The organism is Streptomyces sp. NPDC050548 (assembly GCF_044457385.1).
In the GTDB taxonomy this organism is placed as follows: domain Bacteria; phylum Actinomycetota; class Actinomycetes; order Streptomycetales; family Streptomycetaceae; genus Streptomyces.
Genome location: NZ_JBITGV010000003.1, coordinates 602,532 through 616,065, shown reverse-complemented (window position 1 = coordinate 616,065; position 13,534 = coordinate 602,532). Strand labels below are relative to the sequence as shown.

General features: G+C 70.3%; 15 protein-coding genes. 7 read left to right on the top strand and 8 right to left on the bottom strand.

The features are described 5' to 3' along the window. Positions 1 to 16 precede the first annotated feature (16 nt). Positions 17 to 991 (bottom strand): carbohydrate kinase family protein, encoded by a 975-nt coding sequence (locus tag ACIBJH_RS13015; protein ID WP_399116888.1) that lies wholly within the window; start codon positions 989 to 991, stop codon positions 17 to 19. 131 nt (positions 992 to 1,122) lie between these two features. Here ACIBJH_RS13015 and ACIBJH_RS13010 point away from each other — a divergent pair, with 131 nt between their 5' ends. Next, positions 1,123 to 1,344 (top strand): hypothetical protein, encoded by a 222-nt coding sequence (locus ACIBJH_RS13010; RefSeq protein ID WP_399116887.1) that lies wholly within the window; start codon positions 1,123 to 1,125, stop codon positions 1,342 to 1,344. 169 nt (positions 1,345 to 1,513) lie between these two features. After that, positions 1,514 to 3,310 carry a hypothetical protein gene (locus ACIBJH_RS13005; protein ID WP_399116886.1) on the top strand — a complete coding sequence of 599 codons (1,797 nt, stop codon included), beginning with the start codon at positions 1,514 to 1,516 and terminating at the stop codon, positions 3,308 to 3,310. Between the two features lie 105 nt (positions 3,311 to 3,415). On the opposite strand, the gene ACIBJH_RS13000 is transcribed toward ACIBJH_RS13005, so the two are convergent. Further along, positions 3,416 to 3,772, bottom strand: coding sequence for an iron-sulfur cluster assembly accessory protein (locus tag ACIBJH_RS13000; RefSeq protein ID WP_019065032.1), 357 nt, complete (start codon positions 3,770 to 3,772; stop codon positions 3,416 to 3,418). Positions 3,773 to 4,049: 277 nt separating this feature from the next. On the opposite strand from ACIBJH_RS13000, the gene nadA reads away from it, so the two are divergent. Next, on the top strand, positions 4,050 to 5,234 hold the full coding sequence (gene nadA, locus ACIBJH_RS12995; protein ID WP_399116885.1) for a quinolinate synthase NadA: 1,185 nt from the start codon (positions 4,050 to 4,052) through the stop codon (positions 5,232 to 5,234). A 10-nt stretch (positions 5,235 to 5,244) separates the two neighbouring features. Here nadA and ACIBJH_RS12990 read toward each other — a convergent pair whose 3' ends face one another. From ACIBJH_RS12990 to ACIBJH_RS12975, 4 genes are all read right to left on the bottom strand, one after another. Continuing rightward, entirely contained in the window at positions 5,245 to 5,928 is a 684-nt protein-coding gene (locus tag ACIBJH_RS12990; protein WP_399116884.1) for a response regulator, read from the bottom strand. Then, positions 5,925 to 7,145: a sensor histidine kinase gene (locus ACIBJH_RS12985; RefSeq protein WP_399116883.1), complete on the bottom strand. Its 1,221-nt coding sequence runs from the start codon at positions 7,143 to 7,145 to the stop codon at positions 5,925 to 5,927. Before ACIBJH_RS12985 ends, ACIBJH_RS12990 begins: the two co-directional genes overlap by 4 nt. Before the next feature lie 221 nt (positions 7,146 to 7,366). Then, on the bottom strand, positions 7,367 to 7,645 hold the full coding sequence (locus ACIBJH_RS12980; RefSeq protein ID WP_200716464.1) for a hypothetical protein: 279 nt from the start codon (positions 7,643 to 7,645) through the stop codon (positions 7,367 to 7,369). A gap of 34 nt (positions 7,646 to 7,679) precedes the next feature. Continuing rightward, positions 7,680 to 8,480, bottom strand: a complete 801-nt coding sequence (locus tag ACIBJH_RS12975) for a PspA/IM30 family protein (RefSeq protein WP_399116882.1) — start codon at positions 8,478 to 8,480, stop codon at positions 7,680 to 7,682. Between the two features lie 263 nt (positions 8,481 to 8,743). Here ACIBJH_RS12975 and ACIBJH_RS12970 point away from each other — a divergent pair, with 263 nt between their 5' ends. The 3 genes from ACIBJH_RS12970 (at position 8,744) to ACIBJH_RS12960 (ending at position 11,308) form a co-directional block, all read left to right on the top strand. After that, on the top strand, positions 8,744 to 9,370 hold the full coding sequence (locus ACIBJH_RS12970; protein ID WP_399116881.1) for a DUF3043 domain-containing protein: 627 nt from the start codon (positions 8,744 to 8,746) through the stop codon (positions 9,368 to 9,370). An 83-nt stretch (positions 9,371 to 9,453) separates the two neighbouring features. Then, on the top strand, positions 9,454 to 10,155 hold the full coding sequence (locus tag ACIBJH_RS12965) for a class I SAM-dependent methyltransferase (protein WP_399116940.1): 702 nt from the start codon (positions 9,454 to 9,456) through the stop codon (positions 10,153 to 10,155). A 76-nt stretch (positions 10,156 to 10,231) separates the two neighbouring features. Then, on the top strand, positions 10,232 to 11,308 hold the full coding sequence (locus ACIBJH_RS12960; RefSeq protein ID WP_399116880.1) for a S1C family serine protease: 1,077 nt from the start codon (positions 10,232 to 10,234) through the stop codon (positions 11,306 to 11,308). Between the two features lie 45 nt (positions 11,309 to 11,353). Here the strand turns inward: ACIBJH_RS12960 and ACIBJH_RS12955 are convergent, their stop codons facing one another. Further along, entirely contained in the window at positions 11,354 to 11,566 is a 213-nt protein-coding gene (locus ACIBJH_RS12955; RefSeq protein ID WP_399116879.1) for a hypothetical protein, read from the bottom strand. Positions 11,567 to 11,778: 212 nt separating this feature from the next. Here ACIBJH_RS12955 and ACIBJH_RS12950 point away from each other — a divergent pair, with 212 nt between their 5' ends. After that, positions 11,779 to 12,981 (top strand): bifunctional adenosylcobinamide kinase/adenosylcobinamide-phosphate guanylyltransferase, encoded by a 1,203-nt coding sequence (locus ACIBJH_RS12950; protein ID WP_399116878.1) that lies wholly within the window; start codon positions 11,779 to 11,781, stop codon positions 12,979 to 12,981. On the opposite strand, the gene ACIBJH_RS12945 is transcribed toward ACIBJH_RS12950, so the two are convergent. Next, complete coding sequence (locus ACIBJH_RS12945; RefSeq protein WP_399116877.1) at positions 12,970 to 13,494, bottom strand: methyltransferase domain-containing protein; 525 nt, start codon at positions 13,492 to 13,494, stop codon at positions 12,970 to 12,972. The genes ACIBJH_RS12950 and ACIBJH_RS12945 overlap by 12 nt on opposite strands. Positions 13,495 to 13,534 lie beyond the last annotated feature (40 nt).

The window sequence follows — 13,534 nt, the reverse complement described above, 5'->3', positions numbered from 1 at the left end:
CACACAACAAACCAGCTCAGCCCAGGTACTTACGTACTTCCACTGCCGCGTCATCCCCGTACGCCTTGGTGAACCGCTCCATGAAGTGCCCCCGAGACACCTGGTACTCCTGCGTACCGACCGTCTCGATGACGAGAGTCGCGAGCATGCAGCCGACCTGCGCCGCCCGCTCCAGCGAGACACCCCACGCCAGCCCCGACAGGAACCCCGCACGGAACGCGTCGCCGACACCCGTGGGGTCGGCCTTGCGCTCCTCCTCCGCGCAGCCGACCTCGATCGGGTCCTCGCCGACCCGCTCGATGCGGACGCCGCGCGAGCCGAGGGTGGTGACGCGGTGGCCGACCTTCGACAGGATCTCCGCGTCGCTCCAGCCGGTCTTGGACTCGATGAGGCCCTTCTCGTACTCGTTCGAGAAGAGGTACGCCGAGCCCTCCAGCAGGATGCGGATGTTGTCGCCGTCCATGCGCGCGATCTGCTGGGAGAAGTCCGCGGCGAAGGGGATGGAGCGGGTCCGGCACTCCTCCGTGTGGCGGAGCATCGCCTCGGGGTCGTCGGCGCCGATCAGGACCAGGTCGAGACCGCCCACGCGGTCGGCGACGGTCTTCAGCTCGATCTGGCGGGCCTCGCTCATCGCGCCGGTGTAGAAGGAGCCGATCTGGTTGTGGTCGGAGTCGGTGGTGCACACGAAGCGGGCGGTGTGCAGCGTCTCGGAGATACGGACCGAGTCGGTGTCGACGCCGTGACGGTCGAGCCAGTCGCGGTACTCGGCGAAGTCGGAGCCGGCGGCGCCGACCAGGATCGGCCTGGTGCCGAGCTGGCCCATGCCGAAGGCGATGTTGGCGCCGACGCCGCCCCGGCGTACGTCGAGGTTGTCGACCAGGAAGGAGAGCGACACCGTGTGCAGCTGGTCCGCGACCAGTTGGTCGGCGAAGCGGCCGGGGAAGGTCATGAGGTGGTCGGTGGCGATGGAGCCGGTGACTGCGATGCGCACGGCGAGGACTCTCCTGAGGGAGGCTGCGTTGACAGTTCACGCTACCCGGTCGGCCCGGCGGCTCTGAAGCGGCCAAAACTACCCGATAGTAGATCTTTCTTCGCGAGGTAAAGCGTGCATACGGTGCCGCTATGACGAACCTCAAAGTCGACGGCCCCGTTCCGGTCCACCTCGAAGGCGAAGGTGAGGCGGATCTCGCGGCACTGCGCGGCGACTGCGCGCGGATGGCTCCGCACTGGACGGTTCCGGACCGGATCGTTGCCCTTCCGGTGTCTCCGTCACTCATCCACGGTGTGTCGGTACCGTCGAAGTCGGCTCGGCTGCTGGACGCCATGGGCGAATACGGCGACTAGTCGGGAGCTCGCCGGCTCGATCGGCGCGTTCGGTGGAACCGTGCGCTCCCCCGCTGCGTCCCATCGCTGTCCCCCGTAAAGGGGATGCGGGATACGACCCTTCTGCCTGCCGCTTTGACAGGGGCGGGTCAGGGTCATGGGACAGTTGCGCAGCCGAAGGAGCGATGCGGTGAACACCGAACGACCCGACAACGAGGACGCGATCGGCGCCTCCGATGATGTGCCGGGCGTGGGGGACGCCGCGAAGGGCGCCGTGGAGGGGCCCGAGGTCGAGGACACGGAGGAGACTGCCGTTTCCGAGGAGGCCGAACGGCCGGAGGGAACGGAACCCGAGGCGACGGAGCCCGAGGCATCTGACGTAGAACCCGGCTCCTCGGAACAGCTCGACCCGGTGACGTCCGAGACGCGGCCCGACCAGCCGGAGGCGTCGGACACCTCCGAAATCTCCGAAATCTCCGACCGCTCCGACCGCTCCGACCGCTCCGACCGCTCCGACCGCTCCGACCGCTCCGACGACGAGTACCCGCCGCGATCCCGTTCCCGTTCCCCCCTCGTCATCGCCTCCGTGGCCGCCGCCGTACTGCTCGTCGGAGGTGGCGGGGCGTACCTCGCGTCCTCCTCGTCCTCCGGAGGTTCGGGCGACGGGACCGGATCCGCGGCATCCGGCACCGACGGCACTCCCCCGCCGCTCGCGCTCGACGGGTACGCGACGGGCGGTACGAACGGGATCGCGTCCGGCGAGCCGAATCCGTACGGCGAGACGTACAAGGCCCAGGGCACTCTGCCCGCCGGGCCCGGCTCCGCGGCCGTCTACTCACCGGAGGGCGCCGTCGCCAAGGACGAGGTGGCCCGGCTCGCCAAGGCGCTCGGTGTCGTGGGGACACCGGTGGCCGAGGGGCAGTACTGGAAGGTCGGCGGGCAGGACGGCAGTGGGCCGAGTCTGCAGGTGAACAAGGCGGCGCCCGGCCTGTGGACGTTCAACCGCTACGCGCCCGGCACCGACAACTGCACCGACACCCTCAAGTGCGCGCAGGATCCCGGCACTTCGGCCACCGACCCGGTGAGTGTCGCGGTCGCGAAGCAGGCCGCCGCCCCGATCCTCAAGGCCGTCGGCCAGGACGACGCGAAGGTGGACGCGAGTCAACTCATGGGCGCGCAGCGGATGGTGAACGCCGAACCGCTGATCGGCGGGCTGCCCACGCACGGCTGGACGACCGGGCTGACGGTCAGCGCCCAGGGTGAAGTCGTGGGCGGGAGCGGGCAGTTGGCGGCGCCGATGAAGGGTGACGTCTATCCGGTGCTGAGCGCGCAGAAGACGCTGGCCCTGCTGAACGCCGCGCCGGGGACCGACCACCGCATGGGGATCGGCGGCTGCGCCAGCCCCGTACCGCTGAAGGACCGGCTGGAGGCGCCCTGCGGATCGTCGACCGCGATCTCCGCCACGCCCGCGCAGGCCGCGGCGACCGTCGAGCACGCGGTGTTCGGGCTCGCCGCGCACTCCGTGGCCGGGAAGCAGACGCTGGTGCCGTCCTGGCTGTTCGAGGTGAAGCAGTCGGGTGGGCAGGACAGCTTCACGGTGACGTACCCGGCGATCGATCCCAAGTATCTGGCCTCGGCCGGTACGCCCACTCCGACGCCGACCCCGACGGCCACCGCGGCTCCGCACGATGTGAAGGCGGACGGCTACTCGGCCGACGGGAAGAGCCTCACCGTGGCCTTCACCGGCGGGGTGTGCGCCGACTACAAGGTGGCGGCCTCGGAGAGTTCGGACAAGGTGACGGTCACGGTGACCGCGACGCCCTGGCCGAACAAGGTCTGCGTCATGATCGCCAAGTTCTACCACCGGACCGTGCAGTTGAAGGCGCCGCTCGGCGACCGGGAGGTCGTGGGTCCGGACGGAAAGGCGATCCCCGTGGAGAAGAGCACCCAGCCGACCGCGGGCGCGGGGCCTTCGCCGGCCCGGTAGGCACTTGAGCACTCCTGCACTGCACGGGCATCGGAAAGGCCCGAAGGCGGCGGCCCTGTCGGAGGGGGCCGCCGCCTTCGCCGTACTACGACTGCTGGGTGGGGCTCAGCTGAACGAGTCGCCGCAGGCGCAGGAGCCCGTCGCGTTCGGGTTGTCGATCGTGAAGCCCTGCTTCTCGATCGTGTCGACGAAGTCGATGGACGCGCCGCCCAGGTAGGGGGCGCTCATGCGGTCGGTGACCACCTTGACGCCACCGAAGTCCTTGACGACATCGCCGTCGAGGGAGCGCTCGTCGAAGAAGAGCTGGTAGCGCAGGCCGGAGCAGCCACCGGGCTGCACGGCGACGCGCAGGGCCAGGTCCTCCCGGCCTTCCTGGTCGAGCAGGGCCTTGACCTTCGCCGCGGCGGCGTCGGACAGAAGGATGCCGTCGGTGACGGTGCTGGTCTCGTCCGATACGGACATCTACATCTCTCCCGGGTTGTACGGAGACTGCTTGCCGACGAGTTCAACCGCCGGGGCCGCGGATTCATTCCGGACCACGTCCGGTGTCTTTCCGTCGGCACCTCTCTCCATGCTCGCACACCCCCGCAAGGTCCCCCGCTGAGCGCGTATCGAGCACCTGCCGGGATTGATGTCACATCGACGCTATGGCCATCGTCAAACTGACGTGAAGCGGTTATGATAGATAGCGTCAATTCGACGAAAAGGCTTGTCTGTCAGAACAGAAAGGGTGCGTGTCGTGACCACCGCCCAGACCCAGGAGCTCGACGTTCAGCCGACGCCCCTCGCCCTGCTGCTGCTCGGCCGGGAGGCCGACCCGAGGAGCGAGCGCGGTGTCGAGTGCCCCGGCGACCTGCCCTCGCCGTCCGACCCGGACCTGGTCGAGCGGGCCCGCGCCGCCAAGGAGAAGCTCGGCGACAAGGTCTTCGTGCTCGGCCACCACTACCAGCGCGACGAGGTCATCCAGTTCGCCGATGTCACGGGCGACTCCTTCAAGCTGGCCAGGGACGCCGCCGCGCGCCCGGAGGCCGAGTACATCGTGTTCTGCGGTGTGCACTTCATGGCGGAGTCCGCGGACATCCTGACCGGCGACGACCAGAAGGTCGTCCTGCCCGACCTCGCGGCCGGCTGCTCGATGGCCGACATGGCCACCGCCGAGCAGGTCGCCGAGTGCTGGGACGCTTTGACCGAGGCCGGCATAGTCGAGCGGGTCGTGCCCGTCTCGTACATGAACTCGTCCGCGGACATCAAGGCGTTCACGGGCAGGCACGGCGGCACGATCTGCACCTCGTCGAACGCGCAGCGCGCCCTGGAGTGGGCCTTCGAGCAGGGCGAGCAGGTGCTGTTCCTGCCCGACCAGCACCTGGGCCGCAACACGGCCGTCCGCGACCTGGGCATGAGCCTCGACGACTGTGTCGTCTACAACCCGCACAAGCCCAACGGCGGCCTCACCACCGACCAGTTGAGGGCCGCGAAGATGATCCTGTGGCGCGGCCACTGCTCGGTGCACGGCCGCTTCTCGCTGGAGTCGGTGGAGGACGTACGGGCCCGCATCCCCGGTGTCAACGTCCTCGTCCACCCCGAGTGCAAGAACGAGGTCGTGGCCGCGGCCGACCATGTCGGCTCGACGGAGTACATCATCAAGGCACTTGAGGCGGCCCCGGCCGGTTCCAAGTGGGCCATCGGCACCGAGCTGAATCTCGTACGACGGCTCGCGAACCGTTTCGCGCCCGAGGGCAAGGAGATCGTCTTCCTCGACAAGACGGTCTGCTTCTGCTCGACGATGAACCGCATCGACCTCCCCCACCTGGTCTGGACCCTGGAGTCCCTCGCCGAGGGCAACCTCGTCAACCGCATCGAGGTCGACAAGGAGACGGAGACCTTCGCCAAGCTGGCGCTGGAGCGGATGCTGGCGCTGCCGTAAGCCTGCTGGCTTATTCCACCCGCGGCCGGACCAGCCCCGACTCGTAGGCGATGACGACGAGTTGGGCCCGGTCGCGGGCGCCGAGTTTGGCCATGGCGCGGTTGACGTGGGTCTTCACCGTCAGGGGGCTGACTTCGAGGCGTTCGGCGATCTCGTCGTTGGAGTGGCCGCCCGCGACCTGGACGAGGACCTCGCGTTCGCGCACGGTGAGGGCTTCGAGGCGTTCGGCGCGGGCCGGGTCGCGGTCCTCGTCAAGGTCGCCCTGGGCGAGGAAGCGGGCGATCAAACCCTTGGTCGCCACGGGGGACAGCAGGGCCTCGCCGGCCGCGGCGACCCTGATCGCGCTGAGGAGTTCCTCGGGCTCGGAGCCCTTGCCGAGGAAGCCGGAGGCGCCCGCGCGCAGCGACTGCACCACGTAGTCGTCGACCTCGAAGGTCGTCAGTATCACCACCCGGACGTGGGCGAGGGACGGGTCGGCGCTGATCATGCGGGTGGCGGCGAGGCCGTCCGTGCCGGGCATCCGGATGTCCATCAGCACCACGTCGGCCCGCTCCTCCTTCGCCAGCCGTACGGCCTCCGCACCGTCCGAGGCCTCTCCCACGACCTCCATGTCGGGCTCCGAGTCGACGAGTACGCGGAAGGCGCTGCGCAGCAGGGCCTGGTCGTCGGCGAGCAGGACACGGATCGTCGTCATGCGGGGTCCCCCGAGGCGCGTGGGCGGGTCTTGACCGGCAGGATCGCATGAACGCGGAAGCCGCCTCCGTACCGGGGACCGGTGGTGAGGGTGCCGCGCAGGGCGGTGACCCGCTCGCGCATGCCGAGCAGGCCGTGACCGCCGCCGGAGTCGGGGTCGTGGTCCTCGCCGGAACCGTTGTCGAGGACGGTGACCTCGACGTTCGGGCCGACCCGTACGACGCTCACCTCGGCCTTCGCCTCGATGCCGGCGTGCTTCTGGACGTTGGTGAGGGCCTCCTGGATGACCCGGTAGGCGGCCAGGTCCACGGCGGCGGGGAGGGTGGTGCCGTTGTCCGCGCGGGCGACCAGGACCTGGAGGCCGGCGCTGCGGAAGGTGCCGGCGAGTTCTTCGAGGCGGTCGAGGCCGGGGGCCGGTTCGGTGGGGGCCTCGGGGTCGCCGGACTGGCGCAACAGACCGACGGTGGCGCGGAGTTCGTTCAGCGCGGAACGGCTGGCCTCGCGTACGTGCGCGAGGGCTTCCTTGGCCTGGTCGGGGCGCTTGTCCATGACGTGCGCGGCGACTCCGGCCTGCACGTTGACCAGGGCGATGTGGTGGGCGACGACGTCGTGCAGGTCGCGGGCGATGCGCAGCCGTTCCTCGGCGACCCGGCGGCGGGCCTCCTCCTCGCGGGTGCGCTCGGCCCGTTCGGCGCGCTCGCGGATCGCGTGCACGAACTCCTTGCGGCTGCGTACGGCGTCCCCGGCCGCGGCGGCCATACCGGTCCAGGCGAAGATGCCGAGGTTCTCCTGCGCGTACCACGGGACCGGGCCGCCGAGCATCGCGGCGCCGGTCAGCACGATCATCGTGAGCAGGCCCACGCGCCAGGTGGTGGACCGGTCGGTGGAGACGGCGACGGTGAACAGGGCGACCACCGCGCACATCGCGACCGGCGCACGGGGATCACTGGTGACGCTCTCGACGAGGGAGGCGGTGCCGGTGACGGCGAGAACCAGCATGGGGGCGCGGCGGCGGAAGACGAGTGCGGCGGCGCCTACGGCCATCAGGACCAGACTGAGGGGGGCAGGGGTACGGATGCCCCAGCTGACGCCGTGCCCGCCGTGCGGGTCCACGAACGACCCGGCCACCATGCACACGAGGACCGCGGCGGCGAGCACCGCGTCCAGCGCGCAGGGGTGCGCGTTCGCTTGGCAGCGGGCTCGGTCGAGAACGCTCATTCTGGCACCGTACGGGGTCCCTGGCGGGGGCGGAACGGGGGGCAGCTGTACGTTCCCTGTGCTTGTGCGGGGTGTTGGTGTGGGCGTCTCGGGGGGCTCCGCCCCCGGGCCCCCGGTCGGCCCTGAAGGGGCCTCGTCCTCAAACGCCGGACGGGCTGATTTTGTTGGCCTGCGCTGAAAAGGCGCCGGACGGGCTGGTTGCAGTCACCGGCGTTGCAAGGTCAGCCCGGGATCAAGCCGTCGTCGCTCAGCAGGTCCCGGACTTCCTCCAGGGTCGCGTCCGGGGACGGGAGGATCAGCTCCGACGGCTCCAGGGAGTCGTCGGGGAGCGGCTCGCCCAGTTCGCGGACCTTGGCCAGGAGGGCCTGGAGGGTCTCGCGGAAGGCGGGGCCGTCGCCGTTCTGCACTTCCCTCAGGAGTACGTCGTCCAGCTTGTTCAGCTCGGTGAGGTGGCCGTCGGCCAGCCTCACCTGCCCCTCCCCCATGATCCGTACGATCATGTCGCCCTCCTCAGGCGTGGGCCGTCACATCACGTCACTGCTTGTCGAAGCGCGGGGTGTCCTGCGGCTGGGAGGAGGACTGCGACTGGGACTGGTCCTTGCCGCCCTCGATCGCCTGCTGCGACGACGATCCGCCGGCCAGCTCCGCCTTCATCCGCTGAAGTTCCAGCTCTACATCCGTACCACCCGACAGCCGTTCCAGCTCGGCCTGGATGTCGTCCTTGGCCATGCCGGTCGGGTCGTCGAGCGCTCCGGAGGCGAGCAGTTCGTCGATGGCGCCGGCGCGGGCCTGGAGCTGCTGGGTCTTGTCCTCGGCGCGCTGGATGGCAAGCCCGACATCGCCCATCTCCTCGGAGATGCCGCTGAAGGCCTCGCCGATCCGGGTCTGTGCCTGGGCCGCCGTGTACGTGGCCTTGATGGTCTCCTTCTTCGTACGGAAGGCGTCCACCTTGGCCTGGAGGCGTTGGGCCGCGAGGGTGAGCTTCTCCTCCTCGCCCTGGAGGGTGGTGTGCTGCGTCTCCAGGTCGGTCACCTGCTGCTGGAGCGCGGCCCGGCGCGAGAGCGCCTCGCGGGCCAGGTCCTCACGGCCCAGCGCGAGCGCCTTGCGGCCCTGGTCCTCCAGCTTCGAGGACTGCGACTGCAGCTGGTTGAGCTGGAGCTCCAGACGCTTGCGTGACGTGGCGACGTCGGCCACGCCCCGGCGCACCTTCTGAAGCAGCTCCAGCTGCTTCTGGTACGAGTAATCGAGGGTTTCGCGCGGGTCCTCGGCCCGGTCAAGGGCCTTGTTCGCCTTCGCGCGGAAGATCATCCCCATACGCTTCATGACACCGCTCATGGGCTTCGCGCGCCCCCTTCTGACGGACTCCAGCTCCAGCGACTACAACAGGACTCACAGTACGGGCCCTGCATCCATTACCGCACTGTTCGGGGACGGATGCGCTCATCCCCAAGGACGACTGCCTACGGTCCCGCTCCGGCGTAAGGAGTAGGTGTTCCCCGGGTAACGCCCCGGAGCCGCCCGTCTGCGACGTCTCTCTTGTCCCCCTACAGACGACTGGTGTTGCCGGATCGTTCCCCACCGGACTGGGGTCCAACCGCATGCACCCCTTAAGCTTGGGTTTTGTGTTCCGTAGCCGTGCCAAGGAAGAGAAGGCCGCGACCGCCGACCAGGCCTCGCCGACCGACTCCAAGCAGCCCCGAGACCCGCAGGCCCCCAAGGGTCGGCCCACGCCCAAGCGGAGTGAGTCGCAGACCCAGCGCCGCAGCGTGGCCAACACCACGCTGACGCGCAAGGACGCCTCCAAGCGCCAGCGCGACGAGCGGCGGGTGCAGCTGGAGAAGCAGCGCTCGGCGCTGGCCGGCCGCGGCAACGAGCGGGATCTGCCGCTCCGTGACAGGGGCCCGATCCGCAAGTTCGCGCGTGACTACATCGACGCGCGCTTCAACGTCGCCGAGTTCTTCCTGCCGATGGCCGTGGTGATCCTCGTGCTGAGCGTGGTGCAGGTGCCCGCGCTGCAGAACATCGCGCTGCTGCTGTGGCTCGTGATCATCATCCTGATCGTGGTCGACTCGTTCCTGAACGTGTTCCGGCTGCGCAAGCAGCTCGCCGAGCGCTTCCCGGGCCAGGACACCAAGGGCACGGTCTGGTACTCGCTGATGCGCTCCCTCCAGATGCGTCGACTCCGGCTGCCGAAGCCGCAGGTCAAGCGCGGAGAGAAGCCCTGAGCGCGGACTCCTTCTCCGGGGGCGCGGTGGATGCCTGGCTGGCGAAGCTGGGCGGGCTGCGGGATGTCGTACGCCAGGAGCTGGTGGCCCGGCAGCTCGACGAGCAGATAGCCGGGCGCTATCCCGTCGGGCAGCGGCTGCGGGTGCTGGACGTCGGGATGGGTCAGGGCACGCAGGCGCTGCGGCTGGCCCGGGCCGGGCATCAGGTGACCGGGCTCGAACAGGAACCGAAGATGGTCGCCGCGGCCCGTGCGGCACTGTCCGGCGAGCCGGAGGGCATCCGGGAGCGGGTGCGGATCATCGAGGGCGACGGCCGGGACACGGGCGTGCACTTCCTGCCGGGCAGTTTCGACGTCGTGCTCTGTCATGGCGTACTCATGTACGTGTCCGAGCCCGATCCGCTGCTCGCGGGGCTTGCCCGGATGCTGGCGCCGGGCGGGCTGCTCTCGCTGCTCGTACGGAACGCCGACGCGCTGGCGATGCGGCCCGGGCTGTCCTGGGACTGGGCGGCGGCGTCGGCCGCGTTCGACTCGACCGCCTACCGCAACCGGCTGGGGCTCGATGTGCGGGCGGACCGGCTGGACACCCTGACGGCGACGCTGGCCGGGATCGGGGCTCCGTTGCAGGCCTGGTACGGCGTGCGGGTCTTCACCGACACCGCCCCGGAAGGGGTCGAGATCCCGGCGGACGTCGAACCGCTGCTGGCCGCCGAGGAGCGGGCCGGGCGGTCGGATCCGTATCGTTCGGTGGCCGCGCTGCTGCATCTGTGCGGCGTGCGGGGCTGAGCGCGGACCCCTCGCCGGGGGCCCGTTCGGGCGAGCAGCACGAGCCGGACATTCACCCCAAAGAGACACTCGGCACATGGCCTTCTCCCCTGCCCGTGTCCGCGTCCTCCGGCCCATGGCTCTGCTCGTCTGTTCGCTCGCGCTGATCGCCGGATGCGGCGGCTCCGGGTCCTCCTCGAAGAAGGACACCTCGACCGCGCAGGCCGCCCAGGCCGCCGTACCGATGGCGAGCGACGACCTGCAGAGCGACTACCAGAAGGTGATCAAAGAGGTCCTGCCGTCGGTCGTGCAGATCCAGGCCAGCAGTGATCTGGGGTCGGGGGTCGTGTACGACGACCAGGGACACATCGTCACCAACGCGCACGTGGTCGGGGACGAGAAGACCTTCAAGGTGACCACCGCGAACAGCGAGGACGTGCTCACCGCCAAGCTCGTCTACTCGTATCCCGAGCAGGACCTGGCCGTCGTCAAGCTGGACAAGGTGCCGGACGGGCTGAAGGCGGCGACCTTCGCCGACTCGTCCAAGGTCCAGGTCGGGCAGATCGTCCTCGCCATGGGCTCGCCGCTCGGACTGTCGTCCAGCGTGACGCAGGGCATCGTCTCGGCGACCGGACGGACCGTCAGCGAGGGCGGCAGCGACGGGGGTACGGGCGCGACCATCGCCAACATGGTGCAGACCTCGGCGGCGATCAACCCCGGCAACAGCGGGGGCGGGCTGGTCAACCTGAACGGGCAGGTCATCGGCATCCCGACGCTCGCGGCGACCGACCCGAACCTCGGGGGCGGTGCCGCGCCCGGGATCGGGTTCGCGATCCCGGCCTCGATGGTGAAGACGGTCGCCGGCCAGATCGTCAAGGACGGCAAGGTGACCGACTCGGGGCGGGCCGCGCTCGGCATCACCGGCCGTACGGTCGTCGACGACAGCTACCAGGCGGCCGGGGTGGCCGTGGTCGAGGTGAGGAGCGGCGGGGCCGCGGACAAGGCCGGCATCCGGGCCGGCGACATCATCACGAAGCTCGGCGACACGGACATCAGCACGATCACCTCGCTGTCGGAGGCGCTGGCGTCCGAGAAGCCGGGGCAGAAGACGACGGTGACGTACACGCGGAACGGTGCGTCGAAGAAGGTCGATGTGACGCTGGGCGAGCAGTGAGAGAGAGGGCGGCCGGTGTCTCCCGGCCGCCCCCTCTCCTCCCCGTTACGCCTCCTCGGCGTGCAGGCTCATCGGGCCGTAGATCTCCGAAGAGTCCTCGAACAGCCGTACCTGGTCCGCGCCACCCGCGACGAGGTCCTTCCACACCTCGCCGAGCCAGGACTCCGCGTCCCCCTGCGTGGTGAACTCCTCCGGCGGGACCGCGGGTTCGACCTCGGTCCCGTCGGACTTCTCGAACCGCCAGATCCATGCCGCCATGTACGCCTCCAAGGTCTCAGCGCATGCAGAGCAGAAACCGGATCTTGGTCCGGCTTCTGCCGAGAAGCGTATTCGCTCTGCTGGGTTAGCGGGGGATGAGCTGCGGATATTCGTTCAGGCGCGGGCCGGTGGGGGCTGGTCGCGCAGTTCCCCGCGCCCCTAGGTGGGTATCGGCCGCGCGCGTCTATCAGTGACCGGAGAAAATCGAACCCGTGGAACTCACTCTGCTCGGTACCGGTGCCCCCGCCGGCCTCCCCCGCCTCGACTGTCCGTGTGCGGCCTGTGCCGTGTCGCTCGGAGTTGATGCCCGGGCTGCCACCGCCGTGCTCGTGGACGGGACGCTGTTGCTGGATCTGACGCCCGGCGCGGCCTTCGCGGCGGCTCGGGCCGGGCATTCGCTGGGGGGTGTGCGGCAGGTGCTGTTGTCGCATCCGCACGACGGGCCCGCCGTGGAGGTGCCGGTGGGGCTGCCGCAGCCGGGGCGGGTGCCGGACGGGCGGGAGCTGGCGTTGCTGACGGGGCACCGGGTGCGGGCGGTGGCGATGGACGCGCCGGGTACCGGGTACGCCGTCACGGGGCCGGACGGGCAGCGGGTGCTGTATCTGCCGCCGGGGGCCGCGCCGGCCGGGTTGGAGGAGGGGGGCGTCGAGTCGTACGACATGGTGCTCGCCGATGTCGTGGGGCGGCCGGACGCGCTGGCCAAGCTGCGGGCGGTGGGGGCGATGGGGCCCGCGACCGATGTGATCGCCGTGCATCTCGACCACGACGTTCCGCCGGGCGCGGAGTTGACGCGGCGGCTGGCCGCCGTGGGGGCACGGGCCGTGCCGGACGGGTCGACACTGACCGTGGGCGTCTACGAGGACGTGCCCGATGTGCCCCGGCGGACGCTGGTGCTGGGCGGGGCGCGGTCCGGGAAGTCGGTGGAGGCGGAGCGGCGGTTGGAGGCCTTTCCCGATGTGCTGTATGTCGCGACCGGCGGCTCGCGCAACGGGGACACCGAGTGGGCCTCCCGGGTCTCCGCGCACCGGGAGCGGCGGCCGGGGTCGTGGCGTACGGCGGAGACCTGTGACCTGGTGCCGTTGCTGGCGCAGGACGGGCCGCCGTTGCTCATCGACTGTCTGTCGCTGTGGCTGACGGACGCGATGGACTCCGTGGGGGCGTGGGACGACGCGGAGTGGGGGGACGGCGGGGAGAAGCAACTGCGGGAGCGGGTACGGGAGTTGACCGCCGCCGTGCGGGCCACCCGGCGGACTCTGGTCGCCGTGTCGAACGAGGTCGGCTCGGGGATCGTGCCGGCGACCGCGTCCGGGCGCCGGTACCGGGACGAGCTGGGCCGCCTGAACGCGGCGATCGCCGGTGAGTGCGAGCACGTGTTGTTGGTGGTTGCCGGGCAGGCTCTCGCGCTACGGGGCTGACGGCTTCCGGCGCGCGATCAGTCGCCGCGGGGCCGGGAGCCGGTCCGGGAGGCGGCGGTGTTCCAGGACGATCTCGCAGTCGTGGGGCGCCAGTTGGGCGCGCAGGTCGTCCGGGCGCCCCTCCAGCAGGAGGAGGCCGGCGGGGCGCAGGACCGTGAGGGCCGCGTGGAGCTCGGCGGCGGGGTCGGGGGCGGGGGTGCGGTCGCGGAGGAGGGTGACGATGTCGTAGCGGGCGTGCAGGGCGGAGGTGATGTGCGGGTCGGTGAGGTGGCCGGCGTAGGCCTCCTCGATGCGTTCGGCGGCGCGGGCGCGGACGGCTCGGGGGGTGGGGTCGAGGCCGTCGAAGGAGGTGTACGGGAAGAGTTCCTTCGCGGTCTCGGGGAAGTGGGCGTCGCCCGTGCCGACGTCGAGCCAGCTCTCCGGTTCGGGGAGCAGGCGCAGGATCGCGCGGGCCAGTGTCCGGTGACGGCGGCGCTCGTCGAGGGCGCTGACGCGGGTGCGCAGGCTGTTCATGGCGGCTCCCGGAGACGTACGGCAAAACGGTGCAAAACGA

Excerpts from the sequence above, each read along its gene's own strand:
- ACIBJH_RS12945 (WP_399116877.1), bottom strand. The coding sequence starts at position 13,494 with ATGAACAGCCTGCGCACCCGCGTCAGCGCCCTCGACGAGCGCCGCCGT.
- ACIBJH_RS13010 (WP_399116887.1), top strand. The coding sequence starts at position 1,123 with ATGACGAACCTCAAAGTCGACGGCCCCGTTCCGGTCCACCTCGAAGGC.
- ACIBJH_RS12970 (WP_399116881.1), top strand. The coding sequence starts at position 8,744 with ATGCACCCCTTAAGCTTGGGTTTTGTGTTCCGTAGCCGTGCCAAGGAA.
- ACIBJH_RS12955 (WP_399116879.1), bottom strand. The coding sequence starts at position 11,566 with ATGGCGGCATGGATCTGGCGGTTCGAGAAGTCCGACGGGACCGAGGTC.
- ACIBJH_RS12985 (WP_399116883.1), bottom strand. The coding sequence starts at position 7,145 with ATGAGCGTTCTCGACCGAGCCCGCTGCCAAGCGAACGCGCACCCCTGC.
- ACIBJH_RS12990 (WP_399116884.1), bottom strand. The coding sequence starts at position 5,928 with ATGACGACGATCCGTGTCCTGCTCGCCGACGACCAGGCCCTGCTGCGC.
- ACIBJH_RS12960 (WP_399116880.1), top strand. The coding sequence starts at position 10,232 with ATGGCCTTCTCCCCTGCCCGTGTCCGCGTCCTCCGGCCCATGGCTCTG.
- ACIBJH_RS13000 (WP_019065032.1), bottom strand. The coding sequence starts at position 3,772 with ATGTCCGTATCGGACGAGACCAGCACCGTCACCGACGGCATCCTTCTG.
- ACIBJH_RS12975 (WP_399116882.1), bottom strand. The coding sequence starts at position 8,480 with ATGAGCGGTGTCATGAAGCGTATGGGGATGATCTTCCGCGCGAAGGCG.
- ACIBJH_RS12980 (WP_200716464.1), bottom strand. The coding sequence starts at position 7,645 with ATGATCGTACGGATCATGGGGGAGGGGCAGGTGAGGCTGGCCGACGGC.